The 26,655-nt window shown below is 57.7% G+C and carries 23 protein-coding genes; 16 read left to right on the top strand and 7 right to left on the bottom strand.

Going from position 1 to position 26,655, the window contains the following annotated elements:
* Positions 1-106 precede the first annotated feature (106 nt).
* The 9 genes from TR36_RS10815 (at position 107) to TR36_RS10775 (ending at position 9,974) form a co-directional block, all read left to right on the top strand.
* Positions 107-1,357, top strand: a complete 1,251-nt coding sequence (locus TR36_RS10815) for an ABC transporter substrate-binding protein (protein ID WP_062763215.1) — start codon at positions 107-109, stop codon at positions 1,355-1,357.
* A gap of 210 nt (positions 1,358-1,567) precedes the next feature.
* A complete protein-coding gene (locus TR36_RS10810) occupies positions 1,568-2,419 on the top strand; it encodes a carbohydrate ABC transporter permease (protein WP_202814425.1) in 852 nt (283 codons plus the stop codon).
* Between the two features lie 52 nt (positions 2,420-2,471).
* Entirely contained in the window at positions 2,472-3,317 is an 846-nt protein-coding gene (locus TR36_RS10805) for a carbohydrate ABC transporter permease (RefSeq protein ID WP_082714947.1), read from the top strand.
* Positions 3,318-3,362: 45 nt separating this feature from the next.
* Positions 3,363-4,457: an ABC transporter ATP-binding protein gene (locus TR36_RS10800; RefSeq protein ID WP_045392655.1), complete on the top strand. Its 1,095-nt coding sequence runs from the start codon at positions 3,363-3,365 to the stop codon at positions 4,455-4,457.
* Between the two features lie 36 nt (positions 4,458-4,493).
* On the top strand, positions 4,494-5,237 hold the full coding sequence (locus TR36_RS10795; protein WP_062763213.1) for a sugar phosphate isomerase/epimerase: 744 nt from the start codon (positions 4,494-4,496) through the stop codon (positions 5,235-5,237).
* A gap of 14 nt (positions 5,238-5,251) precedes the next feature.
* Positions 5,252-6,382, top strand: a complete 1,131-nt coding sequence (locus TR36_RS10790) for a Gfo/Idh/MocA family protein (RefSeq protein ID WP_062763211.1) — start codon at positions 5,252-5,254, stop codon at positions 6,380-6,382.
* A gap of 10 nt (positions 6,383-6,392) precedes the next feature.
* Entirely contained in the window at positions 6,393-7,463 is a 1,071-nt protein-coding gene (locus TR36_RS10785) for a sugar phosphate isomerase/epimerase (protein WP_045392664.1), read from the top strand.
* Complete coding sequence (locus TR36_RS10780; protein WP_045392667.1) at positions 7,460-8,551, top strand: Gfo/Idh/MocA family protein; 1,092 nt, start codon at positions 7,460-7,462, stop codon at positions 8,549-8,551. The genes TR36_RS10785 and TR36_RS10780 overlap by 4 nt, the downstream gene beginning before the upstream one ends.
* A gap of 202 nt (positions 8,552-8,753) precedes the next feature.
* Positions 8,754-9,974, top strand: coding sequence for a Hint domain-containing protein (locus TR36_RS10775; RefSeq protein WP_052362657.1), 1,221 nt, complete (start codon positions 8,754-8,756; stop codon positions 9,972-9,974).
* 63 nt (positions 9,975-10,037) lie between these two features.
* Here TR36_RS10775 and TR36_RS10770 read toward each other — a convergent pair whose 3' ends face one another.
* The 3 genes from TR36_RS10770 to TR36_RS10760 all read right to left on the bottom strand — a co-directional run bounded on the left by TR36_RS10770 (position 10,038) and on the right by TR36_RS10760 (position 12,430).
* Positions 10,038-10,529, bottom strand: a complete 492-nt coding sequence (locus TR36_RS10770; protein WP_237763563.1) for an H-type lectin domain-containing protein — start codon at positions 10,527-10,529, stop codon at positions 10,038-10,040.
* A gap of 342 nt (positions 10,530-10,871) precedes the next feature.
* Positions 10,872-12,179 carry a type II toxin-antitoxin system HipA family toxin gene (locus TR36_RS10765; protein ID WP_045392670.1) on the bottom strand — a complete coding sequence of 436 codons (1,308 nt, stop codon included), beginning with the start codon at positions 12,177-12,179 and terminating at the stop codon, positions 10,872-10,874.
* Positions 12,179-12,430 (bottom strand): helix-turn-helix domain-containing protein, encoded by a 252-nt coding sequence (locus TR36_RS10760; RefSeq protein WP_045392673.1) that lies wholly within the window; start codon positions 12,428-12,430, stop codon positions 12,179-12,181. Before TR36_RS10760 ends, TR36_RS10765 begins: the two co-directional genes overlap by 1 nt.
* 198 nt (positions 12,431-12,628) lie before the next feature.
* Between TR36_RS10760 and TR36_RS10755 the strand changes: the two genes are divergently transcribed.
* From TR36_RS10755 to TR36_RS10745, 3 genes are read left to right on the top strand one after another with little or no spacing between them, the layout of a single operon-like run.
* A complete protein-coding gene (locus tag TR36_RS10755; protein ID WP_045392676.1) occupies positions 12,629-13,669 on the top strand; it encodes a methionine ABC transporter ATP-binding protein in 1,041 nt (346 codons plus the stop codon).
* Entirely contained in the window at positions 13,659-14,333 is a 675-nt protein-coding gene (locus TR36_RS10750; RefSeq protein WP_045392679.1) for a methionine ABC transporter permease, read from the top strand. Before TR36_RS10755 ends, TR36_RS10750 begins: the two co-directional genes overlap by 11 nt.
* Positions 14,334-14,352: 19 nt before the next feature.
* The gene (locus TR36_RS10745; protein WP_045392681.1) at positions 14,353-15,126 is read left to right on the top strand and encodes a MetQ/NlpA family ABC transporter substrate-binding protein; all 774 of its coding nucleotides are present in this window, start codon (positions 14,353-14,355) and stop codon (positions 15,124-15,126) included.
* A 141-nt stretch (positions 15,127-15,267) separates the two neighbouring features.
* Here TR36_RS10745 and TR36_RS10740 read toward each other — a convergent pair whose 3' ends face one another.
* Complete coding sequence (locus TR36_RS10740) at positions 15,268-17,394, bottom strand: malate synthase G (RefSeq protein WP_062763309.1); 2,127 nt, start codon at positions 17,392-17,394, stop codon at positions 15,268-15,270.
* A 75-nt stretch (positions 17,395-17,469) separates the two neighbouring features.
* Between TR36_RS10740 and TR36_RS10735 the strand changes: the two genes are divergently transcribed.
* Positions 17,470-18,255, top strand: coding sequence for an IclR family transcriptional regulator (locus TR36_RS10735; RefSeq protein WP_045392684.1), 786 nt, complete (start codon positions 17,470-17,472; stop codon positions 18,253-18,255).
* A gap of 202 nt (positions 18,256-18,457) precedes the next feature.
* A complete protein-coding gene (locus TR36_RS10730; protein ID WP_062763209.1) occupies positions 18,458-20,101 on the top strand; it encodes an FMN-binding glutamate synthase family protein in 1,644 nt (547 codons plus the stop codon).
* A 406-nt stretch (positions 20,102-20,507) separates the two neighbouring features.
* On the opposite strand, the gene TR36_RS10725 is transcribed toward TR36_RS10730, so the two are convergent.
* Positions 20,508-21,646 (bottom strand): IS3 family transposase gene (locus tag TR36_RS10725; RefSeq protein WP_237763562.1). Its coding sequence is split into 2 segments (ribosomal slippage): positions 20,508-21,380 and positions 21,383-21,646, totalling 1,137 coding nucleotides; the frame shifts between segments, so codons are not numbered across the junction.
* A gap of 689 nt (positions 21,647-22,335) precedes the next feature.
* Here TR36_RS10725 and TR36_RS10715 point away from each other — a divergent pair.
* Positions 22,336-23,205 (top strand): fumarylacetoacetate hydrolase family protein, encoded by an 870-nt coding sequence (locus TR36_RS10715; RefSeq protein ID WP_045392087.1) that lies wholly within the window; start codon positions 22,336-22,338, stop codon positions 23,203-23,205.
* A gap of 48 nt (positions 23,206-23,253) precedes the next feature.
* On the opposite strand, the gene TR36_RS10710 is transcribed toward TR36_RS10715, so the two are convergent.
* Together TR36_RS10710 and TR36_RS10705 are read right to left on the bottom strand one after the other, a co-directional pair.
* Complete coding sequence (locus TR36_RS10710) at positions 23,254-23,946, bottom strand: GntR family transcriptional regulator (RefSeq protein ID WP_045392089.1); 693 nt, start codon at positions 23,944-23,946, stop codon at positions 23,254-23,256.
* Positions 23,947-24,009: 63 nt separating this feature from the next.
* Positions 24,010-25,167: a HupE/UreJ family protein gene (locus TR36_RS10705; RefSeq protein ID WP_062763207.1), complete on the bottom strand. Its 1,158-nt coding sequence runs from the start codon at positions 25,165-25,167 to the stop codon at positions 24,010-24,012.
* A 718-nt stretch (positions 25,168-25,885) separates the two neighbouring features.
* Here TR36_RS10705 and TR36_RS10700 point away from each other — a divergent pair.
* Positions 25,886-26,641 carry a UTRA domain-containing protein gene (locus TR36_RS10700; RefSeq protein ID WP_067397930.1) on the top strand — a complete coding sequence of 252 codons (756 nt, stop codon included), beginning with the start codon at positions 25,886-25,888 and terminating at the stop codon, positions 26,639-26,641.
* The last annotated feature ends 14 nt before the right edge of the window (positions 26,642-26,655 follow it).

The following is a 26,655-nucleotide window of genomic DNA, read 5'->3' as shown; positions in this document are numbered from 1 at the left end:
GGTGTAATGGCGCACCCGGCCGCTCCGCGTGTTGTGACGCGCCATATCAAGCGCATGACCTGCGCAGAACATTCGGGATTACCCGAGATCTCTGGGAGGAGATAGCATGACGATACGCACCTTTATGCTTGGGGCAGCTTGCGTGGCGCTTCCGCTTACCGCTGGCTTCGCGCCATCCGGGGCCAATGCGGCCGATCTGGAGGTGACCCATTGGTGGACCTCCGGCGGCGAAGCGGCGGCGGTTCGCGAGCTGGCCAATGCGTTCGAGGCTGATGGCAAAAACAAATGGGTTGATGGCGCAATTGCCGGTTCGGGCGGGGTCGCGCGGCCGATCATTATCTCGCGCATTTTGGGCGGCGATCCGATGGGGGCAACCCAGTTGAACCACGGCCTTCAGGCTCAGGAACTCATGGAGGCCGGGCTTCTTCAGGATATCACCGATGTGGCTGAGGCAGGGCACTGGCGCGACATCATCCAGCCCGTATCCCTTCTGGATGCCTGCACTCTTGATGGTAAAGTCTATTGCGCGCCCCTCAATATCCACTCCCCGCAATGGGTCTGGACCTCCCCCGCGGCATATGAGGCAGCAGGCGTCAAACCTGCCACCAACTGGGAGGAGATGAAGGCCAGCGCGGACGCCATGCGCGCCGCAGGCAAGCTGCCTCTGGCTGTCGGGGCGCAGGGTTGGCAGCAGGCCTATGTGCTCGATATGCTCATCCTCGATCTTGTCGGCCGCGAAGGCTATATGGCGGCCTATGGAGACGGTGACGAGGACACCCTGCACGGAGAGGCCGTGACCAAGGCGTTCCAGGAACTTGCCATTGCGCGGGATATGTCCAAGGGCACGAACGTTCAGGACTGGAACCTGGCCACGGCCAAGATCATCAACAACGATGCTGGCGCACAGATCATGGGTGACTGGGCTCAAAGCGAGTTCGCCCTCGCCGGTAAAACCGCAGGCACCGACTATGATTGCTTCATCGGTCTGGGGCATGAACCCGTCATTTCCACCGGTGGCGATGCCATCTATTTTCCGGTGAACAAGGATCCCGAGATTACTGCAGCCCAAAAGGAACTGGCCCGGGTGATTGTAGAGCCGGAAACACAGGTCGCCTTCAACCTGCGCAAAGGATCGCTGCCCATCCGGGGCGATATCGACATGTCGAAAGCAGGGACCTGCATGCAGAAGGGTCTAGCCACGCTTGAGGCGGGGAACACGGTTCCCAGCGGCGATGCCCTGATCACCCCCGATGCCGTGGGCCAGATACAGGATCTGATGGCCGAGTTCTTCGGCGGCGACATGGCCCCCGCTGATGCGCAGGCCCGTTTTGCGGATATCATCGCTTACGATAAGTAAGGATCCGCGCCTTCCCGGGGCAGCGAAAGACCGGTCCGTATCGATCTTCCCCAGCGGTCGGTCTGCTCCCGTCGCTGCCCCCAATATCCCCATGCAAAGGACTGCGACATGTCTGGCCCCGATCGGCTGATCGCCAAGGATCTGCCCCTTATGCCCAACGCCCACACGCGCCTGAAAACCACGCGGCCCCGCAACTTTCTGCGGAACCCTATGGCAAAGATCGCGGCCCTGCCGATGATCCTCACTGCCTTGGTCGTTTTCATCGGGTGTTCGGGCTGGACCGTCTATTACAGCTTCACCAAGTCACGCATGCTGCCCAATGGGGATTTTGCGGGCCTGTCGCAATACGAGCGTTTGTGGAATACCCCCCGCTGGATGCAATCCGTTGAAACCATCGCGATATACGGGGTGCTAGCGCTTCTGCTGTCGCTGGTGCTGGGTTTCGTACTGGCAGCCCTTCTGGATCAGAAGATCCGTATGGAGAGCCTGTTCCGCACTATCTTCCTCTATCCCTATGCCCTGTCGTTCATCGTAACCGGACTAGTGTGGCAATGGATCCTGAACCCTGATTTCGGCATCCAGGAAATGGTCCGCCGTGCAGGATGGGAAACCTTTGCCTTCGACCCCCTTCATAATTCATCCCTCGTGATCGGGGCGCTGCTGATGGCTGGGTTGTGGCAGGGGACCGGCCTTATCACGGTGATCATGCTGGCCGGTCTGCGCGGCGTGGACGAAGATCTGTGGAAGGCCGCCCGCGTGGACGGCATCCCCGCGTGGAAAACCTATGTCTTCATTATTCTGCCCATCATGCGCCCCGTGTTCGCCACGGCGACGGTGCTGATCGGCGCGGGAATCGTGAAGCTCTATGATCTGGTTGTTGCCCTGACACAGGGCGGGCCGGGCATCAGCTCCGAAGTACCGGCGAAATATGTCTACGATTACATGTTTGCCAACCAGAACCTCGGCCAGGGATTTGCCGCATCCACGATGATGCTGCTGGCTGTGCTGATCATCCTGTTGCCATGGGCAATCATCGAATTCGGAGGCAAACGCCGTGGTTGATATTCCATCCCGCATTCTGGACGGCCCGCGCGGCGCCAAGCCGAAATCCGGCATGACGCCGAAACGTCTGATGCTGTACGTCACCCTGTTCGTGCTATCGCTTTACTATCTGCTGCCCCTGTGGGTGATGGTGATGACCTCGCTCAAGGGTTTGCCCGAAATCCGCATGGGCAACATCTTCGCCCCGCCGGTCGAGATCACGTTCGAGCCCTGGGTAAAGGCATGGTCGCAGGCTTGTACCGGTCTGAATTGCGACGGCCTGTCCCGCGGGTTCATGAATTCGGTCATGATCGTGGTGCCTTCGGTCATCATCTCGATCGTCGTGGCCTCGGTCAACGGCTATGCCCTGGTGAACTGGAAGTTCAAGGGATCGGAGATCTTCTTCGGGATCCTCTTGTTCGGGGCCTTCATTCCCTACCAGGTGATGATCTACCCGATCGTGGTCCTGCTGCGCGAGATGGGCCTGATGGGGTCGATCTGGGGGCTCGTGCTGGTCCATACCGTCTTCGGCATGCCGATCATCACGCTGCTGTTCCGCAACTATTTCGCCTCCTTGCCGCCCGAACTCTTCAAGGCCGCGCGGGTGGATGGAGCCGGATTCTGGCGGATCTTCTTGCAGGTGATCGTGCCGATGTCTGTCCCGATCATCACCGTTGCCGTCATCCTGCAGGTAACAAACATCTGGAACGATTTCCTGTTCGGCGTGATCTACACCAAACCGGAGAGCTATCCGATGACCGTGCAGCTGAACAACATCGTGAACTCGGTGCAAGGCGTAAAGGAATACAACGTCAACATGGCGGCGACCCTTCTGACCGGCCTTGTCCCCCTCAGCATTTATCTCATTTCCGGCAAGCTCTTCGTGCGCGGCATCGCCGCCGGTGCGGTGAAGGGCTGATACCCCTCCGCACTCTCGCCGCCCCATTTTCATAGGAGCCTACTCATGCTCGACCAAACAACACCCGATGTGGAAACCTCTGTATCGATCCGGGATCTGCGGCTCAGCTTTGGTGCCGTGACGGTGCTGGAACAGCTGAACCTCGATATCCGCAAGGGGGAGTTTCTCGTGCTGCTCGGCGCGTCGGGATGTGGCAAATCCACCCTGCTGAACTGCATCGCCGGCCTGCTGGAGCCGAGCGACGGCCAGATTTGGATCGAAGGCAAGAATGTCACCTGGGCCGAACCGTCGGAGCGGGGGATCGGCATGGTCTTTCAATCCTACGCCCTCTATCCGCAGATGAGCGTGAAGGGAAACCTGTCGTTCGGTTTGAAGAACGCGCGCCTTCCCAAGGCCGAGATCGAGGCCCGCATCGCCCGGGCCGCCGAAATCCTGCATCTGGAACCTCTGCTGCACCGCAAGCCTGCCGCGCTGTCCGGTGGGCAGCGCCAGCGTGTTGCGATCGGCCGCGCGCTTGTCCGCGATGTGGATGTGTTCCTGTTCGACGAACCGTTGTCGAACCTTGATGCCAAGCTGCGCGCCGAATTGCGGGTAGAGCTGAAGCGTCTGCACCAGAACCTGAAAAACACCATGATCTACGTCACCCATGACCAGATCGAGGCGATGACGCTGGCCGACCGCATCGCCATCATGAAGGGGGGCGTCGTGCAGCAATTCGCCTCGCCGCAGGAAATCTACAACCGCCCGGCAAACCTCTATGTGGCCGGTTTCATCGGCTCGCCTCCGATGAACTTCATCTCAGGCTCCCTGACCGGCACGCGGTTTGACGGCCCTGTGGCTGCCGACATGTCGGACTATGCCTTTACTCGCCATAACGACTGCAAAGCGGTTATGGGAATCCGCCCCGAACATATCCTGATCGGCGACGCGGCGGCTGCCTGCGATGTCCGCGCCACCGTCACCGTCGATGTCGTGGAGCCGATGGGCGCCGACACCCTGATCTGGAGCAGCCTTGCGGGGGAACCCTTCCGCATACGTGTCGATGGCCAGACCGAGATCCGCTCGGGTCAGACGATCGACGTCGGCTTCATGACCAGATCCGCCTCGTTTTTCGACGCATCCACCGAAAACCGCATCTGAATTTTCAAGCCTTCGGGCCATATCGAAAGTTATACCATGCTTCTATCCCTGCAGCTTTTCTCCGCCAAGAACTACACCCCCTATACAGATGTTATCACGCAGCTTGGCGCGATCGGCTATCCCGCCGCCGAAGGGTTCTTCGATATGTTCAATGAGGCAGCGGCCATACGCGCCAAGCTGGACGCGGCGGGCATGACGATGCCGACCCTGCATGTGCCGATCGACATGTGCGAGAACGATGCGGAAGGTGTCGCCAAGATCGCCGCAACGCTCGGTGTCAAAACCGTCTATGCGCCATGGCTCTCCCCCGAGGAGCGGCCGACCGATGCCGCAGGATGGGAAGCCTTGGCCGAACGCCTCGCAAAATGCCATGCCGCCATGGCAAGCCATGGTCTGGCATTCGGTTGGCACAACCATGATTTCGAATTCTTTGCCCTTCCCGATGGCCAGATCCCGATGGAAATCCTGCTGCGTTCGGCACCGATGATCGAATGGGAGGCGGATATCGCATGGATCGTTCGCAGCGGCACCGACCCGATCGATTGGATCAGCCGGCATGGTCAACGCATCACGGCCGCCCACTTCAAGGATCTGGCCCCCGCAGGTGAAAATCTGGACGAAGATGGGTGGGCAGATGCCGGAACCGGCACCCTCGATTGGCCCGCCATCTATGCCGCGCTCAAAACCTCGCGCTGTGCCGTTCTGGTCGCAGAACACGACAATCCCAGTGATTTCGTACGCTTTGCCAAGGCCGCACACGCGACCTTCGCCACCCTCTAAGCCGGAGTCGTTTCATGACCAACCCCCTTCGTATCGGCCTGATCGGCTGCGGCAATATCTCGACCTCCTACCTTTCGCGGGCTGTGAAATTCGGGGATATCAAATTCACGGCCGTGGCCGACATGAACCCTGCCGCGGCGGCCCTGCGCGCCGAGGAATACGGCGTGAAGGCGCTGTCCGTCGAAAACCTCCTTGCAAGCGATGAGGTCGATCTGGTGCTGAACCTGACCATTCCCGCCGCGCATTATGAAATTGCCAAGGCGGCGCTGAATGCCGGCAAGCATGTCTACTCCGAGAAACCCTATGTCCTGAGCCTTGAGGAAGGGCGGGAACTCGCGGCCATTGCCCAAGCGAAGGGTGTGCGCATCGGTTCGGCGCCGGACACCGTTCTGGGTGGATCGCATCAGCTTGCCCGCCATCTGGTGGACAGTGGTGCCATCGGGCGCATCACCTCGGGCACCTGCGCAGTCATGTCGCATGGAATGGAGGCTTGGCACCCCAACCCCGATTTCTTCTTCTTGCCCGGCGGCGGTCCGATCCTTGATCTCGGACCCTATTACATCGCCAATCTGGTGCAGCTGATCGGCCCGGTCAAACGGGTGGCCGCCCTTACCGCGACGCCCGAAACCACCCGCACGATCGGCAACGGCCCCCGCGGCGGGGAGGAGATTCCCGTAAAGACCCCGACCACGATCCACGCCCTTCTGGAGTTCGAGCAAGGGGCGGTCGTCACCTTGGTTGCCAGCTGGGATGTATGGCAGAACGACCTTGCACCGATGGCGCTTTACGGCACCGAAGGCACGCTGCATGTGCCCGATCCGAACTTTTTCGGCGGCGAGGTGCGTCTGACCAAACGGGATCAACCGGCCGATCTGCCGGCATGGGACCATCCGCTCGGGATCGACAACCGCGAAGTCGACTGGGGCATGGCGGCCGATTATCGCACCGCCGGTCTGGCAGATATGGCCCAAGCCATCGCACAAGGCCGCCCACACCGCTGCAACGACAGCTACGCCCTGCATGTGGTCGAAGTGATGGGCGCGATCCTCGCATCGGGCGAAAGCGGCACGTTCATCGAGATCACCACCCCCTGCACCCGCCCCGAAGCGCTTGGCCCCGACGCCGCCCGCGCTTTGCTTGCCTGAGGAGATTGCCATGACCGCACCGAAAGCAATGAAGGGACCGGCGATTTTCCTTGCCCAGTTCGGCGGTGATACGGCCCCTTTCGACGCCCTTGCGCCCATCGCCAAATGGGCCGCCGATCTGGGGTACAAGGGGATTCAGGTTCCCTGCGATCCCCGGTTCATCGATCTGGACCGCGCCGCGACCTCGCAGACCTATTGCGACGAAATCAACGGGGTCTGCGCTGATGCGGGCGTCGCGATTACCGAGTTGTCCACCCATATCCAGGGGCAGCTTGTCGCCGTGCATCCGGCCTTTGCCCCGCAGTTCGATGCCTTTGCACCGTCGCATCTGCGCGGCAAGGCGCAGGCGGAATGGGCGGCGGGTGAATGCATCAAGGCGGCGAAGGCATCCCGCAATCTGGGGCTGTCGGTGCAGGTCGGCTTTTCAGGGGCATTGGCATGGCCCTACCTGTACCCGTGGCCGCAGCGCCCCGCAGGTTTGGTCGAAGAAGCGTTTGACGAACTGGCCCGCCGCTGGACACCCGTATTGAACGCTTGCGACGAAAACGGCGTGGACTACGCCTATGAACTGCACCCGGGCGAGGATCTGATGGATGGTGCCAGTTTCGAACGCTTCCTCGAGGCGACGGATCACCACCCGCGCGTGGGGATTGCCTATGATCCGTCGCATTTCGTCCTGCAACAGCTCGATTACCTTGCCTTCATCGATCTGTACCACGACCGGATCAAGGCCTTCCATGTGAAGGATGCCGAATTCAACCCGACCGGTCGCCAAGGCGTCTATTCGGGGTTTTCCCCATGGGCCGAACGGGCCGGGCGGTTCCGTAGCCTTGGGGACGGTCAGGTGAACTTCGCCGCCATATTCTCCAAGCTGGCGCAATACGGATACGAAAGCTGGGCAGTGCTGGAATGGGAATGCGCGATCAAATCCCCCGCACAAGGCGCGGCGGAAGGTGCGCCCTTCATCCGTCGTCACATCATTGAACCGACACCGCGCGCATTCGACGATTTCGCCTCGGCCGATACCAGCCGGGACGAACTGCGCCGGATGCTTGGCCTGCAAGAGGAGCCTGCGGAATGAGACAATTGCGTTTAGGAATGGTCGGCGGCGGCGAAGGGGCCTTCATCGGGGCCGTCCACCGCATTGCGGCGCGGATCGACGGGCGGTTTTCTCTGGTCGCGGGGGCATTGTCCAGTGATCCCGCCCGGGCGCGCACCTCGGCCGATGCCTTGGGTCTGGCCCGCAGCTATGGCAGCTTCGAGGAAATGGCCCGCGCCGAGGCGGCCCACCCCGAGGGGATCGAGGCCGTGGCCATCGTCACACCGAACCATATGCACTATCCCATCGCGCGCGCGTTTCTGGAAAACGGCATCCATGTCATCTGCGACAAACCCCTGACCGCCACCTTGGCCCAAGCCGAGGAACTGGCAGAGGTGGCCGCCGCCTCCGAAGCGCTGTTTGTGCTGACCCATACCTATGCCGGGTATCCCATGATCCGCGAGGCGCGGCGTCTTGTCCGCGAAGGGGCGATCGGGAACGTGCGGCTGGTTCATGCCGAATACGTGCAGGATTGGCTGGCGAAGGCAGGCACCAGCCGACAGGCCGAATGGCGCGCCGACCCTGCGCGTTCTGGCGCAGGCGGGGCCATTGCCGATATCGGATCCCACGCGGCCCATCTGGTCCGCTACGTCTCGCACCTGCCGATCGAGAGCGTTTCGGCAGAGCTCAGCACCTTCGTGCCCGGCCGGTTGGTCGATGACAACGCGCAGGTCATGATGCGGCTTGGAAATGCCCGAGGCATGCTTTGGGCCACCCAAGTCGCGTCCGGCTATGAAAACGACATTCGCCTGCGGGTAATCGGTGATACCGGAAGTCTCGATTGGAGCCACGCTGACCCGAACCGCCTTCGGTTTGGCGGGCTGGGCACGCCAGAGACGATTCTGACGCGAGGCGGGGCGGGATTTCAAGGTGCGGCCCGTGTGCCTGCTGGCCATCCCGAAGGATATCTGGAGGCTTTCGCCAGCATCTATTCCGATGCCGCGGATGCGATTCTGGCGGGAAAGATGCCGGAGCACCTTCCGGGGATACAGGACGGATTGGACGGCATGCGGTTTATAGAGGCCTGCATCCGCTCCAGCCGGGCCAACGGGGTCTGGACACCGCTTTAACCTACCAGAACAGAAACATTTTTCGCTCCGGCATTTATTTAGATTGCCGGAGCCGTAATACGTTGGGCGGGTAATTCTGCAACGGTTTTCCTGAAATATTATTTACGTAATATCCAAGCCGCAATGCATGATGCATAGGGGGTGCAATCACAACATTTGAATCAGCACTTTGCCTCCAAGGTGCTTTACGCAGGGGGCAAATATGACTCTTTCGACTGTCAATTGGCTTTGGATCGGTAATATCGCAATGCTGGATTCAACCCCGGCAACAAGTATTACGGTTGCAGAGCGTCAGGCCATTACCGGATATGAAGCCTCTGGAAGCTCGGAAATCCAGGCGATCGCTGTTACCGGTGATTATACACAAGTTGGTAGCAGTTCGGCATTCCAATTTGCGACTTATTGGAACGCAACGGCAAATGGCATTCCCCCGACATCATTTTCCTATTCTACAGCGGAAACGACGGTAACGAATGTCACGATGATCTCGGCCTTCGCCGTAACGATGACGGTGCAGACCGGTTCGGACCCTGACGTCTATCGCTCGGAACCGGCAACGCTGGTACAAATGTCGAACGGAGATGTATTCTTCCGTCCGAATGCCGCATATGTCGATAGCTGGTCGGGTATTACCAGTGTTTACAGCATAAAAGTAACTGCAGTAGACAGCGCGGTTACTTCCTCATATGGGTCGATCAATCATCGTACCAGCTTCAATCCGAGCATTTTCAATGTCGCTTTTCCCTGCTTTGCGGCTGACACGCTGATTGAAACCGAAGAAGGAATGCGGGCCGCCGGCACGTTGAAAGTCGGGGATCGTATTCGCATTGCGGGTGAGGGGTTTCAGGCGATCCGCTGGATTTCTTCGCGCAAAATCACGAAGAACGATTTTGCCCGGAATAAGGCGCTTCTTCCCATCAGAATTGCGGCAGGATCACTGGGTACAAATATGCCGCAGCGGGATCTTGTTGTTTCGCAGCAGCACAGGATTCTTATCCGCTCCAGAATTGCCATGCGGATGTTCGATACCGAAGAAATATTGGTGGCCGCAAAGCATCTGGTCGGTGCAGAAGGGATCGATATCATGGAGGATTGCATCGAAGTGGAATATGTACACTTCATGTTTGATCGCCACCACATCGTGCTTGCCGAGGGTTCCGAGGTTGAATCGCTTTATGCCGGCCCTGAAACGCTCAAGGTGCTACCCGACGAATGCCGCCGCGAAATTCTGGCCCTTTTTCCAGAGTTGAATTCCGGGAGTTATCCTGCCCCTGCCCGGCCATTTGTCCGTGGCAAGCGTAGCCCCAGAATGGTTGCACGCCACACACTTGCAAATCAGGCGCTTGTCAGCCGCCCGGATATGTCTGGCATCGGCCATGCGGCCGGGCATTTCTGCGCCGGAAACCGCAAACGCGCGGTATAACGCTAGGCTTAAGAGGCTTCCCTGCCAGCAGTAATGTGGCGGGGAAGCACGCCCGAACGCCGATCAGATGACCCGAGGCTTTGCTGCCGGTTTTACAACGACCCCACCGATCGCCTGCCATGACACAGCGGCGCGGGCGATATGTGTATCATCCCAAGTGCTGAATTCAATCTTGAAGCCTGTGGTCGTCACATCATGTGCTGCCAACCAAAAGCGCAAGTTCTGGTCATGCGCACTATCCACACCAGCCAGACCGAGCGTTACCGCAGGAGGAGCGTTAAACGGGGTCTGGAATGCAATATTCAGTTCCACCTTACGATCGCCATCGCCCGACCACATGGGCATTCCGTGATCGACATGGTTGAAGACTTCATCCACGGCGCTGAGAATTTGCATTTCTCCGACGATCACATTTTGCTGCGCACTCGTATTATGTGATTGGTCCGCCATATTTTCACTCTCCTGAAAAAAAATCATAGATTTACAAAACGCACACTGCCTTTGGTTGTTAGCAAAATCAATTAACAATTGGTTAACCATTACTTTGACTGTCAACAACTGGCGCCCATATCTATAATTTTCGTCGATTTTTCCGTATGTTTGCTGACAATTAGGGATCACAGCCTGAAAGTTACGCGATCCTGAGTTACCCTGATACGAGAGTCACTGCCGGCCCGTTCAGGCCAGTCCGCCCGCAATCAGACTACCGATAGGGACGCTATTGCAACGAGGGAGCCTACGGATTTCTTCGATGAAAATATTGCCTATATGACAATGCCCGCATCCGCTCCATGGAGCATCAAAGCTCATTTAGGGTACGAAAGTTGGTGTAAACCATGCCCGCCCGCTGTCCCGGTCAGCTGCATCGTCTTCAAACTCTATGTATCACGCGCGCCCTTAATCGCTCCGCAGGCGGGATAACCGTTGCTCGAACCCGGTCCTGATCTCCTCCGCGAGGACGTATGGAAAATCAGGGGGCATTTCAGCGATAGCCTCGTCAAATGCCTGGCGGGCCGTAGCTTCGATTTTGGCAAAGATGTCCCTGATCTGCGTGCGCGAAAAACCGGCGTCCAGGCCGGTTTCGACGAAATGGCGACCATGAATTTCCGAGACCCTGTAGTGCCGGTTTCTGCCCACGCGCATTGCCAGCTTCATATCCTTTATCTGCAATCCACCCGTGGCAAAGGTCTGCTGCACGCTCAGCACATCGTATAGCGGCGTCAGTGTGAAGCGCCCCCTGGGCCTTAGCCCGATACTGAAGTTCTTGGCATGGCCATCAGTCGCTGCCATCAGCCAGAAAAGAATTTTGGCTTTGAAAAATGCTGTGCGATCCTGCAGGGGATGGTCACTTGCCTGAAGCAGCTTGCATATCTGTACAATGCCCGGCCCTCCCTCGCTCTGATATTTACGCGTGGGTGGAATAGAGAGAGCTTGGCAGAAATCTTCCTGCGGCAGCCGGATCAACCGGCCATCACGGGCACGCAGCCTGTCGAACCTTTCAATCACCAGTGCCTTCGTTCCGGCAAAATCCATTATTTCGGTTTTTGCCACTGGCAAGCCGAATCCGGCCATCAGACGCAGGCAGAAATGCTCGTTTTCAATGCTATCCGTCAGATCCATGCCGTTGGGCAAGGTACCGATCGCCGGTTTCAGGATATGTGTGGTCGGTGTAGTGCCGCTTGGCGCCACCCATTGTCCTTCGTTATAAAGCAAGGCCGTCTTTTCCTGAGCCCCCGCAACCGAAATACGGAAATCATTTTCGCGGCTTATTCCCAAAGGGGTCTGCCGCAGGTTCTGCAGCATCACGGCAATCTGGTCATCCGTCATCGGAGCGCCGGTCAGACGCTCTCCGGGTTCCGGAACCTCCCCCTCCGATAGAAACTGAAGCGCTCCGACGCAGTCGCGGCCGATCCGCGCAAGCAGGCTATAGGCATCCAACCCGTCGGCCCCGACACGTTCAGCCACTCGTCTGCGAATATCGTCGTTGTCAGGAAGCAAATTATCAAACACCGCCATGACCGGCTGCCCTGCATACCGCTCTGTGCGCAACGGCAGCGAGCGGGATATGGGCAAGGTATTCTCCCATTCCAACCATTCCGCGGCATAGGCGAACACATAGGCCCCGCCCGGATCGCGGTAGAACTGCCCTACCCTGCGGCGGTTCATATATACATCTAGCGGCGCATAGGTGCGCTTGCGCCCCATCAGAATATATCCTGCAGATCTTCAGGGGCGGATTTACTGCGAGGGACGACCACGATTTCCATATCCAATGCTGCCAGCAGGTCGAAAATGGTGTCCAGCTTGGCCCCGCCCGCGTTTGTCTCTATGGTAGAAATCGTACGCTGCCATATGCCCGATCGTGTTGCGAGGTCAGCTTGTGTCATCTGCTGCGCCTTACGCGCATTCCGCAGGGCCTGCCCCATATCCTTCGAACTGCGTGCAATCTGGTCCATGGGAAATATCCATCTGTGGAGAGATATCGTAGTATATTCACCAATATGTCGCCCAGTTCATATAAAATCAATATGACCTCCAAAACATAAAATCAATTTATGATCCAAAGATCATTATTCTCGTGAGAACTCTACCTTGCACGTTGCCGCCCGATCATGTTTATCCGACACTCCGGCGCGGACGGCAGGTGGAGAGACATGACGGCATCAGGTGCACCCATAATTTTCGACAAGGTCGGCAAGGCCTTTCCGAAGCGTGGCGGCATGGTCACCGCGCTTGAAGATGTCTCGCTTACTGTCGAACCCGGCGCAATCACGGGCATCATAGGCCGGTCAGGCGCAGGAAAATCCACTCTGCTGCGGATGGTCAACGGGTTGGAGCGTCCGACATCAGGCACTGTAACGGTGGCAGGACAGGACGTGGGCCGCGCATCAGGCGGCGCATTGCGCGGTATCCGGCGTGAAGTCGGAATGATCTTCCAGCATTTCAATCTGCTGTCATCGCGGACTGTCGCAGGCAACATCGCCCTTCCGCTGGAAATTGCCGGAGCCGCGAACGTTCAGAGACGGGTTGCTGACCTGATTGACCGTGTCGGGCTTACCGAATTCGCAGAGCGATATCCGGCAGAATTGTCTGGCGGGCAGAAGCAGCGTGTCGGCATCGCCCGCGCCCTTGCCACCGGCCCCAAGGTCCTGCTGTCGGACGAGGCGACGTCGGCGCTTGATCCGGAAACCACCCAGACCGTTCTCCGCCTTCTGGCCGACATCAACCGCGATCTTGGCCTGACGATCCTGCTGATTACACATGAAATGGCCGTGGTGCGGGATATTGCCAGCCATGTGGCCGTGATTGATGGCGGCCGGATTGTCGAGGCCGGGGCAACCTATGATATTTTCACCCGTCCACAGCATCCGACGACACGCAGCTTCCTGTCAGGCGTAACCGGCGTCACACTACCTGCATTCATCGCACAACGCCTGTTGCCGTCGGCCGAAAGCGCAAGCCAAGAGGTGGTCCGCATCACCTTTGCAGGCGATCATGCTACGGACCCGATGCTTGCACGGCTTACATCCGAACTTGGCATCGATGTGAATATTCTGGCCGGCGCGGTCGAGGAAATCGGCACCCGCCCATTCGGCAATCTGCTTGTATCGCTGCCGGTGGCACGTGCCGCCGAGGCGCGGGCCTATCTGGAACGCCACCATTTGCTGACGGAGGTTCTGGGCCATGTCCGCTAACCTGATCCACCTGCTGATCGACGCCACATTGCAGACGCTCTACATGGTAGCCATCTCCGGACTCATCGGGGCGCTGTTCGGGCTGCCGCTGGGGATCTATCTGGCCATTTCCCAACGTGGAGAGCTGCTTGCGGCACCTTTGGTCAATCGCGTGCTCGGCCTTGTGGTCAACGCCACCCGTTCGGTGCCCTTCATCATTCTGGTCGTGGCGATCATCCCGTTTACACGCATGATTGCCGGCACCTCCATCGGGACCAGCGCTGCCGTAGTCCCGCTGACCATTGCCGCCATACCCTTCATCGCAAGGCTGGTCGAAAATGCCATCCGTGAGGTCGATGCAGGATTGATCGAGGCAGCGCGCGCCATGGGAGCCACCCCCCTGCAGATCATCACCAAGGTTCTGGTGCCCGAAGCACTTCCCGCCATCTCCTTGGGAATGACCTTGGCGCTGGTCAGCCTGATCGGATATTCCGCGATGGTGGGGGCCGTGGGCGGCGAAGGTCTCGGGGATCTGGGTATCCGCTACGGCTATCAGCGGTTCATGCCAGAGGTGATGCTGGCCGTCGTCATTATCCTGATTGTACTGGTTCAGCTGGTACAATCCTTGGGGGAATGGATTGCCCGCAGGGTAGACCGCCGCGCCCCGCGCAACCGTGGCCATTGATTCAAACCGGAGTAATAATATGCGTCTGTTTCCGCTTACCCTCGCATTCGGCCTGCTTGCCAGCGCCGCCTTTGCCCAGGATATCACCGTTGGCGTCACCCCCGGCCAGCATGGAGAGATCATGGAAGAGGTTGCCAAAATTGCAGCCCCCAAGGGTCTGAACATCAAAGTTGTCGAATTTTCCGACTATGTCGTCCCGAACCAGGCCTTGGCTGATGGCGAGATCGAGGCAAACTCGTTCCAGCACCAGCCTTATCTGGATAACCAGATCCGCGACCGCGGGTTCGATCTGGTTAGCGTGGGCACCACCATCACCACCCCGATGGGGCTGTATTCGGACAAGATAGACACACTTGATGCCCTTGAGGATGGTGACACCATCGGCATTCCGAATGATCCCACAAACGGTGGCCGTGCGCTTCTGGTGCTGCAACAGCTGGGCGTGATCGCACTCGACCCGGATGCCGGACTGACGCCGACCGTTCTGGACATCACTGAAAACGACAAGAACCTTCGCTTCCAAGAGCTGGACGCCGCACAATTGCCACGTTCGTTGGCCGACCTTGATGCAGCTCTGATCAACACAAACTATGCTGTTGCATCAGGCCTCGATCCCCAGACCGATGCCTTCGCCACCGAAAGCGCCGAAGGCCCTTATGTGAACGTCATCGCTGTGCGTACCGAAGACAAAGACCAGCCTTGGGTCCAAGAACTCGTAGACGCCTATCACAGCCCCGAGGTAAAGGCGTTCATCGAAACCAAATACAACGGCAACGTCCTGACCTCCTGGTAAGTACTGCGCCGCCCGGATCATTCAGGGCGCGCAGGACTATCTGCGGAAACGGCCTCGCACCGGGCTGGCTACTTTCGTTGTAGAACCACCGGACGTTCACGCATCATGGCACCCGCAATCCGATTGCGGGTGCCACGGCAATCAACGAACCTTTGCGACACGTCGCCATTCATGCAGCAGCGGCTCCGTGTATCCCGAAGGCTGGGCTGCACCCTTCAGGATCAGATCGCGGGCCGCATGGAATGCCGGACCGTCGAACGAAGTCGCGAGGGGCCGATAGGCCGGATCATTCGCATTCTGCCGATCCACCGCCACGGCCATCCGCCGCAGGCTGTCATCGATCTGCGCCTCGGTGATTACATCGTGCATCAGCCAGTTGCTCAGGAATTGCGCCGAAATCCGCAAGGTGGCGCGATCTTCCATCAGGGCCACATCGTCAATATCCGGTACCTTGGAGCAGCCAATCCCCTGATCCACCCATCGGACCACATATCCGAGGATCGATTGACAGTTCAGATCGATTTCGCGCGCAATCCTGTCTTCGGGCAGGTTGCGGCCATGCAGCAACGGTGGTGTCATGAGCGCGTCAAAGCTGGCAGGTTCCCGCTCGGCCAACTGGGTTTGCAGGCTGGCCACATTCACCTGATGATAATGCATCGCATGCAAGGTGGCGGCCGTGGGCGAGGGAACCCACGCGGTAGAGGCCCCAGCCTGCGGATGGCCGATCTTTGCAACCATCATCTCGGCCATGGCATCGGGCTTCGCCCACATGCCCTTTCCGATCTGCCCCTTTCCCTTCATGCCGCTGGCAAGCCCTGCATCCACATTGCCCGCCTCATAGGCTGACAACCAGACCGCATCCTTGATTTCGCCCTTGGGCAGTACGGGCCCGGCCTGCATGACAGTATGGATTTCATCCCCGGTCCGATCCAGAAAGCCGGTATTGATGAAGCAGATCCGGTCCTTCAGCGCGCGGATACATTCGCGAAGATTGGCCGAGGTACGACGCTCTTCATCCATCAGCCCCACTTTGACCGTGCCATGTGCCAAGCCCAGCAGGGATTCGACCTTTGCAAAAATTCGGTCGGCAAATGCAGCCTCTTCGGGGCCGTGCATTTTCGGCTTGACCACATAAACCGATTTCGCACGGGAATTACGAAGGCCATCCGTCTTGGCCAGATCATGCATTGCTGCCGCGACGGTGACCATCGCATCCAGCAATCCCTCCGGCACTTCCTCACCATTCATGAGCACAGCGTCGGTTGTCATCAGATGCCCGACATTCCGCACCAGAAGCACGGCACGCCCGGCAAGGGAAAGGGACGTACCGTCAGGCGCGATAAAACTGCGATCTTCTGCCAAACGACGGGTCAGGGATTTGCCATTTTTCTCGAAGGTCTCGGTCAGATCGCCTTTCATCAACCCAAGCCAGTTTGAATAGGCCAGAACCTTATCCTCGGCATCGACGGCAGCAACGCTGTCCTCACAATCCTGAATGGCGGTCAGCGCGGATTCCAGAACCACATCGCATAGCCCGGACGGGCTGCTGGCCCCTACCGGATGCGCACGGTCGATCATCAGGATGATATGCAGCCCGTTGTGGCGCAACAAGATCTGACCATCCGCCGTGCCTGCCAAGGCATCAGGGTCGGAAAACCCGGTAATCGTGCCATCCGACAGCGCAACCTCGGACCCGTCATAGGCCATAACATCTGCATGCGACCCTGCTGCCAGTGGCACAGCCATATCCAGAAACTCCGCAGCACGGGCCACAGCCTCAGCCCCGCGGGCAGGATCATAGCCCTTGCCCGCAGGTTGGCCCGCCAAGGCATCCGTGCCGTACAGCGCGTCATAAAGGCTGCCCCACCGCGCATTTGCCGCATTCAGGGCGAAACGTGCATTCATGACCGGCACCACAAGCTGCGGCCCCGCCATGGTCGCGATTTCCGGATCGGCAGGGCCGGTTTCTACCGTGAAATCGGGGCCTACCGGAACGATATAACCGATCTCGCGCAGAAACTCCTGCCAAGCGGCGTTATCCCATGCCTGATGCTTGCGTGCGGCCAGCCATGTATCGATTTTCTGCTGCATCTCGTGGCGCACCTGCAGCAGCCGGCGGTTTTCGGGCGTCATGTCCGCAAGCAGTTCTGCCAGACAGGACCAGAAACCGTCCGCCGTTACGGGCAGACCGGGTAAAAGTTGCCCTTCGACAAAGCTGGCTAGGGATGGAGCCACCTGCAGCCCCGCACGTTCGATATAACCGACCATATGATCCTCCAATTTGGAGCCATCCTGCGCCGGAAATAGCGTGATGCGCCATGCCGAACATGGACCTTTTCCACGATGCGGAATACCCATGCCCGTATGAGGACCGATGACACCGTTCAATCCGTTGACCGCGCCCTGCGATTACTGGAGGCACTGGCTGCCTGTGCCGGCGGCGCGCGGCTGTCGGATCTGGCGCGGCACGTGGGGTTGCCCCCCTCCACCGCGCACCGCCTGCTGACCACATTACAGCGGCGAGGATTTGTGCAATTCGACAATGCACGGGCCGAATGGCATATCGGGCAACAGGCCTTTGCGGTCGGTGTTTCGTTTACCAGGTGGCAGAGCCTTGTGGCGACGGCCATGCCCTATCTGCGGCGCCTGCGCGACATGACGCATGAGACAAGCAATATAGGCGTTCTGGACGGAGCCGAGGTGATAACCGTGGCCCAGATCGAAAGTCGCGAGATCATCCGTGCCATTGCAGCACCGGGCGGGCGGGCCCCTATCATGAATTCGGGAATGGGAAAGGCCATGATAGCCACCTGGCCGGATACTGCCATCGAAGCACTGGTAGCCCGCCAGGGGTTACGCCCGATGACGAGCCATAGCCTGAGGAACATGGATCAGGTCCGCGCTGAAATTGCCCGCGTCCGAACCTTGGGCCATGCCTATGACAATGAGGAATTCACCCCCGGAATGCGGTGCGTGGCCGCAGCAATCCATGGCCCCAGCGGAGAGGTGGTTGCTGGCCTGTCGGTATCCGCGCTGGCATCACGGCTTCCGGAAAAAGAACTGCCCGCGACGGGAGAGATCGTGAAAGGCTTGGCGCAAGAGCTGACAAGGAAATTGTCAGCTGCATGAGGATATCGCCGCATCGCAGCATACCTCTGCCGGGAACTCCAGCGCTCATCAGGTTATCACCACGGCTGCTGCACACGACGCTTCTCGCGTTGGAGAAAGGATGACTACTATCCAACCGACCATCGACAGATCCGTGATTGGCCTTTCGGAATTGCTCCGGTAATCTGCACGCTGTGCCACAGCCTAGCCCGGACATGTCTCCATGAGAAAAAAAGCCGATTATTTACGTTATGTTCCGATCCTTCTTGCTGCGGCGATTACCTTTCTTTCCGGGATACTTGTCCTGTTCTGGTCGGCCTGGGTTCTACCGGTTTTTCTGATAGCCGCAGCACTCTGGATCATCGGGCTGATGGATATGCGGCAGATCAAGCATTCCATCCTGCGCAATTACCCGATCATCGGCCATCTGCGTTTCATGATCGAAAGCGTCCGGCCGGAATTTCGCCAGTATTTCTTCGAATCCGATCGGGATGAGGTTCCCTTCAGCCGTGAGATGCGCGGCCTGGTCTATCAACGCTCAAAGGGGGCCGAAGACAAACGTCCCTTCGGCACCGTTGAGGCCGTCTATGCCTCCGGCTTCAACTGGCTGACGCATTCGATCGCGCCCAAGGTAATCCATGATACGGATTTCCGTGTCCGCATCGGCGGGAAGGACTGCAAACAGCCCTATGATGCCTCAATCTACAATATTTCGGCTATGAGCTTCGGCTCGCTTTCGGCCAATGCCATTTCGGCCCTGAACCGCGGCGCGGCAAAGGGGAATTTTGCCCATGACACAGGCGAAGGCGGCATCAGCCGGTACCACCGCGAAGGGGGCGGCGATCTGATCTATCAGGTAGCGTCAGGTTATTTCGGCTGCCGCAATGATGACGGCACATTTTCGCCCGAAAAATTTGCCGCCCAAGCCCGTGATCCGCAAATTAAGATGATCGAGATCAAACTGAGCCAGGGGGCAAAGCCCGGTCACGGTGGCATGCTTCCCGCGTCGAAAATCTCACCCGAGATCGCCGAGGCGCGGGGCATTCCGATGGGCGTGGATTGCATATCCCCTCCTGCGCATCCCGCATTTTCTACTCCGCTTGGATTGATCGACTTCATTTCCCAGCTACGGGAATTATCCGGGGGAAAACCCGTCGGCATAAAGCTGTGCATCGGCCATCGGCGCGAGTTCATGTGCATCGTCAAGGCAATGCTGGAACGGGACGTTACGCCCGATTTCATTGTGGTGGATGGAAAAGAGGGCGGTACGGGGGCAGCGCCGCTGGAGTTTGCGAACCGTGTGGGCATGCCCATGCTGGAAGGGCTGCACTTTGTTCACAACAGCCTGCGCGGGGCGGGTCTGCGCAAGCAGATCCGGATCGGCGCGGCGGGCAAGGTCGTGTCGGCCTATGACATCGCACGGACCATGGCCTTGGGTGCGGATTGGTGCAACTCGGCCCGAGGCTATATGTTTGCGATCGGCTGTATCCAGGCACAATCCTGCCATACCAACAAATGCCCCGTCGGCATTGCGACCCAGGATCCGAGGCGCATGGCAGCCATCGACGTCGGGGATAAAAGTGATCGCGTTGCCCGTTTTCACCGCAACACGCTGCATGCCTTGGGTGAACTCGTAGGGGCTGCCGGGCTTGATCATCCAGCAGGCTTCCTTCCCTACCACTTCATGATCCGGTCAAAAGATAACGAGTTTCAGGACGGCAACGAGGTATTCCCCGACTTTCCCGAAGGCTTCCTGATTGAAGGCTCGGATCACCCGGAATTGCAGGTATGGCTGGAACGCTGGGGACGCGCCTCTGCAAGCACATTCCTTCCCGCCCTTATGCCGCGCAGCCGTTTTCTTGCCTGAAGATGCAAAGGTCAGGCGATGAAGAAACTGCATGACACGTTAGAGGCATCCTTATCCATAGTCGGATAGGGATGCTTTCTTTCGACCATCGCCGGGGTGGGCCGGCATCAGTTAATATTAGGCACGGGCAATAGCGGTGATAGTGCAACCTTCATCCTCGTCCAAGGCATCACCGCTCATCTCGACAGCACCCAGCACTGGTCCGTTCTGCTCCTCGATCAGCACACCGGCCGGAACAGGAATAAACCTTCACTGTGGTACTCGAGCCGATGCCGCCTGAAAGACCGGACGTGCAGATAGATTTCCGCTGATGCGGTCTGCTGGGCGCCCCCACCCTAAGGCAACCAGAGGTGGTTCGGTTGATCTGAACAGGTTCCGGGCGTTTCTTAAGTGGTTTCCGCCTTGGTTACGCCGCTACCGTTTTGGCCATCGGCAAGTTGAAGTAAGCCTGATCTGGAGTTTTCCCGTCAAGCGATGAATGCGGACGCCGACTGTTGTAAAAGCCGAGATAACGGCCGATCCCGACACGAGCCTCCGGAACGCTGGCGTAAGCTCGCAGGTAAACCTCCTCGTATTTGATGGTCCGCCAAAGGCGCTCAACAAAGACGTTGTCGCGCCATGCCCCTTTTCCGTCCATGCTGATTTTGATCTCCCGACTCGCCAATACCTTGATGAAGTCTGTCGATGTAAACTGGCTGCCCTGATCCGTATTGAATATTTCCGGCTTGCCATGCCGAGCCAGCGCCTCCTCGACGGCCTCGATGCAGAAGTCGGCCTCAAGCGTGATCGACACGCGCCATGACAACACCCGGCGGGTGAACCAGTCCAGGACGGCGGCCAGATAGATGAAGCCGCGCGTCATAGGGATGTATGTGATGTCCATCGCCCAGACCTGATTGGGCCGCGTGATGGGTGATTTCCGCAGCAGATAGGGGTAGATCTTGTGCCCCGGGGCCGGTTTGGAAGTGTTGGGCTTGCGGTAGAGCGCTTCAATGCCCATCAGTTTCATCAGCGTGGAGACACGCAGCCGCCCCGCCTTGAAGCCTTCCTGAACCAATAGGCCCTGCAACATCCGGCTTCCGGCAAAGGGGAACTCCATGTGCAGCTTGTCGATCCGATGCATCAGCTTCAGATCGTCGGCCGAGACCGGGCGCGGCCGGTAATAAACACTGCCCCTGCTGATCCCCAGCACAATAGCTTGGCGGCTGATGCTGAGCTTTGCCGCCGGATCGATCATCTTTTTGCGCTCGGCAACAGACCCGCCTTTCCGAGCGCGCCGGACAAAAAATCATTCTCCAGCGCCAACTCTCCAATCTTGGCATGCAGCGTCTTCACGTCGATCGCAGGTTCCGGCACCGCTTTCGCCGCCTCGCCAAAGACCCCCGTCGCGCCTTCCAGCAGCTGGTCGCGCCATTGCTTGATCTGGTTCGGATGGACATCAAAGTCCTGCGCCAGCTCTATCAGAGTTCGCTCGCCCTTGATCGCAGCTACCGCCACTTTCGCCTTGAAGGCCGGGCTATGGTTCCGGCGTGGCCGTCTCGTCATAGTCATCTCCTTGCATGCAGCATCATGCTGCTGTTGCGCGGAAAATCCACTTATCCTAGCTGTTCAGTTTTCCCGAGCCACCTCTACCCATGCCTCTCCGATCGCGATATGCATCCGCATCAATGCGCTTTCCTGCTGTAATTTCTTAGCGATCAGACAGCTATCAGAATCTATCGAAATCGGATGCAGATTATTTTCACGCGCCATCTCCAGAGCAAGGCCTACAATCTGCCCGGCTACGGACAGTCAGGCTTGATGTCAGCCTCATCTCCTCACTCCTTATCGATGCCGTCATGCATCTGATCAGGGCACTAAGAAAACGTAGGGGAGTATAACGCGCGCGGAGGACCAGTTGGCCCAGCTTTCATACACATTTACGACTAAGGCAAATCAGCTTGCGAGCAAGGATAAGTGCCATGCATGCGCTACCCGCTGATATTGAGCCGATACTTTACACTTTTTACGCCTAAACAGATAATTTTAGGGCCCTGTGCAGCATATGCATGGCCCCTTCCCCTCCCTTATGAACCAGAAAGCAATCGATCCACAGTCAGGTCGCACCATTGATTGCGGGTTAAATAGACACTTTCTCCTCAATACTTTAATATCGACTATAGTATTTCCGAGTCATAAATATCGATATTCGATATGAACCTTAGGACGTCGATGATCATGGAGACTAAGCACATATGAAACTTCTGGTTGGAAATCATGCCGGAATCACATCTGTCTACGGCGTCCGCGCCGATGGTGCGGTGGATTTGGGGGCCGGTCTCGCGAGTGTCGGTACTGATCTACGTGGTCTGATCGGGTCTGACGCACTCCGCACGCAGGCGCGGGAGATGATTGCGGACATGGCAATCCCGACTGTTCGCCTTGACCGCATCACCCCCATGCTCCCCGTAGAAAATCCGGGAAAGATCCTTTGCCTCGGCTTGAATTATATCGACCATATCAAGGAGGGCGGCTATGAGGTTCCGGATTATCCGGCGATGTTCATACGGACCCGGCAATCGGTCATGGCGGCCGGACAACCCCTGATCCGGCCGCTTTGTTCGGATCATCTGGACTACGAAGCGGAATTGATGATCGTCGTCGGCAAGGGCGGTCGCCATATCGATGAAAACAGCGCGCTGGACCATGTGTTCGGCTATACTGTTTTCAACGACGGCTCCATTCGGGATTATCAGAACAAGACCCATCAGTGGATGCCTGGCAAAAACTTCGACAATACGGGCGCGATCGGCCCCTATGTCGTTACACCGGATGATCTGCCGAATGGCGCGTCAGGTCTGAAAATCGAGAGCAGGGTAGGCGCGGAAATCCTGCAAAGCTCCAATACCGCCAACATGATCTGGAATGCGGCGCGCATTATCTCGATCATGTCCGAGTTCACGACACTCGAACCCGGGGATCTGATTGCAACAGGCACACCCCCGGGGGTCGGACACGCGAAGAAGCCCACCCCACGGTGGCTGGTGCCCGGGGAAACAATTGAAATAGAGATCGAGGGGATCGGCATTTGCGCCAGCCCTGTTCAGCAGGAAACCGGAAACTAGGGAACACAGGGCCTGCCCATGACAAGACATGGGCAGGCCCGAACATTTTCAAACCGCAGGTAGCAGACCTGTCCGTGTCAGAAAAGCACCGGTTTTCTGGTAATGCTGCAGCAAGGTCTGGGCAGATTTTTCCACATCACGCGCAATAGCAGCTGTCAGAATATTCCGATGCTCGCCATTTACGTCACGCTGATCATAACCAAGGGCATGTCCGGCAAGATATCGGTAGCGAACGTTCAGATCATACAGCTGGCTGCAATAGCGCATCAGAATGGGCGAGGCGCAATTCTCCAGCAGGGTCATATGGAACGCCTTATGAACCGCCTCGAACTGGTTCCCCGATTGGGTTTCCATTCGCGTCAGGCGGTGATGCGCCAGAACCAGCCGTTCTTCCCATGCATCATCCGCATTGGCGAGGCTTTGACGAAGGGCCATATCCTCCAGCGCACATCGCAATTTAAGGATTTCCGCAAAATTCTGCGCGCTGACAGGGGCGCAACGAAATCCGCGCTGATCAATCCGCTCCACCAACTGATCCGATGTAAGCAGACTCAATGCTTCCCGGACAGGAGAAGCGCCGGTCTGAAGCAACTCCTTGATGCTTTCGATCTTCAACTTCTTGCCGGGAGGCAGATCACCCATGACAATCATCTGGCGGATGGCCGAATAAGCCATCTGCGTTGCAGATACCATCTGCGTAGAAGGAATGGACTGGTCGCTGACGACATCGGAGAGATTCATTCCAATTTCATACCCCAAGGATAGAAAAACTCAACAAACACTTTCGATATGATGTGCCGCCCGTCACAGAAACACGCGTTCAAATGCCCACCACGCCCCGATCAGCGCGATGGCAGTGGACGCAGGAATGACGATGAAGTCCCGATACCATGGTTTGTTTCCGAACGGCAGGCCGAGAAGGGCAAGCGCAACCACGATGACAAACAACTGCCCCCCTTCGACCCCGATGTTGAAGCCGATGAGCCCGACCAGGAACTGACCCGCCGGCAACCCGACATCACTCAGGACCGAGGCGAACCCCAGACCGTGAAGCAGACCGAAGCAGAAGACCACTGCAACCCGCGCCGTCGATACCCCCCTGTTTTTCGACAAGATGTTCTCGATCGCCACATAGACGATCGATATGGCGATCAACGGCTCCACCACGCTGGCGGGCAGGGAGATAACCTTCAGGCTGGCAAGCGCCAATGTGATCGTATGGGCCAGCGTAAAGGCCGTCACCTGTGCCAGAATGGGGCCGATCCGCAGCGAAAACAGAAATAACCCCAGCACGAAAAGAATGTGGTCCAACCCTTTTGGAACGATGTGTTCAAACCCGGACACCACGAACCGTGCAAACAGTTTGACCGGGGAGATAGATACCGGATCTGCGCGCGTCATGGGGGCGGTGGTCTGCCCGCCCTGCAGCAATTCGGTATAGCCGTCACCATCCCCACCGGCCTGATGGATGCTGTAGGGCCCGAAATCCGGACGCCATGTAAATGTCAGCGGGGTGTCATCCGCAGGAAGATCCGCCGTAATGGTAATCGTGCTGAACCGCAGGGTATCGGTATCACCGACTTCGGGGATCGACGCATCCGACAGGGTAAGATCAAGGGGTGTCTTGCCAGCGTATACCGCCAAATTTGGCGCAATAAGGTTCCAATTTTCCTTAAGTTCCGCCTCAAGCGCCGCCGGTGTGTCGCTTCGCAGCTCTTGATACATGCTGTTGACACGATCTGCGTCGGCCTGCGACCGGGGATTGATCGCTGAAATCGCGATTATCGGCTCTATCGCGTCCCGTATTGTGATCTCTACCCTGTCATTCCCGACAAGCGCCGTGATGACGGCAGGATCCAATGCATGGCTGGCAGCGGGGCCTGTCAATCCGAGCCCTATTGCACAAACGACGATCAACCTCACGATCATATGCAGGCAACCCCGAAAGGCGACGTTCAACATCACGCTCACATTCACTTCCTTCAATCAGGGTCTGTTGCAGATGCGGCAATCGGGACCCGGCTGTCGATAGCTGTGCCGGGCACCATCTGATCATCGTGCCTGACATATGCTTTGGCCATAGCACCGAATTCACGAATGCGGCCAGCAAGGAGCCTTTGGCGCTGATACACAGTTGCGTCAGACACCCGCCGCAAAACATCGGGGTAGGTACGCCACCCAAACGCAATGTTTCCACCCCGAATATTTCGGCGACCACCCTCATCACCGCATTTTAAGTAGTTTCGTTGAAATGACGCAACGTCACAATTTGCCTGAATTTTTGAAGAATACCGCATGGCGGCAGAAAATTAGTGTAATTGCCTATCGGATTTCACTGCGACACTAACCAAAGTATAGTCGGCAAAGACGGTGCGGCAGAACAACGCACCCAGACCGATATTTTGTAAATCATACACCATTAATCTATTAATAATTACATAGATTGCATTGGAAACAACTCATTTGAAATAATGTTATGCGGGATATCGCCGTCACTCTCTCTTGTCGCACCAAATAGAGTGAAAACAAGAATACATTTTAACTAATCGTTAACCTTTTTATTTTCACCAAACAGCCATTAATTAACCTTGCCACAGGTCTTTTATTATCGATCATTAATTGGCATATACATAACCAGATCGCGACCAAGCCGATCCGATATGAAATATCCGATTTAGCAATGAATACAGGAGGTTGGAAATCATTGTCATCATTGCACGAAACACTGACAACCAAGTTCCGCGATTTGATCCTCAGCAATCAATGGGAGCCGGGGTATCGACTTCTGTTTGAAACGGAGCTGGCGGAAAAGCACGGCGTTTCACGAATGACGATGAATAAGGTTCTTTCACAACTTACACGTGAAGGGTATCTTATACGTCGGCGAAAATTGGGGACATTTGTCGCCCAACCGCGCACCCAATCCCCGGTAATGGAGATAGCCAGCGTAAAGACCCAAGTGGAGGCGCTTGGTCTGAATTACGATTATCACCTGATTGATCGTGAAATTCGAGCGGCGACGTCAAATGAGAAATTGCGCGGCGAAATTCCGATGGATCACACCGCAAACGTTCTCGCGCTCCAGATGCTCCATTCAGCGGGGGATTCCCCGTTTTGCCTTGAACGCCGTATCATCAATATTGATACGGTCCCCGGCGTGCTTGATGTCGATTTTTCCGAACAGACGCCGAGCGAATGGTTGCGTCAGGAAATTCCGTGGAAGGCCGCCAAGCATACCATCCGCGCGGTCAACGCGGATACGGTTCTTGCCCGCGGATTGGGTTTGGCACTGGGGGAGGCATGCCTGGAGGTGATCCGCCGCACCGAAAGCGCGGGGCAGTGGGTTACAATCGTCAGCCAGACTTATCCGAGCGACCGGCACCAGCTCGTTACCCACTTCACCCCCACCGGAGAGCGGAACCACGATTCAATGTAGCCGCCACGACCGGT

Source organism: Falsirhodobacter sp. alg1 (genome assembly GCF_000739715.2).
Taxonomy (GTDB): domain Bacteria; phylum Pseudomonadota; class Alphaproteobacteria; order Rhodobacterales; family Rhodobacteraceae; genus Falsirhodobacter.
Note: the sequence above shows the minus strand (reverse complement) of the source record. Positions and strands in the feature narration are given on the sequence as shown.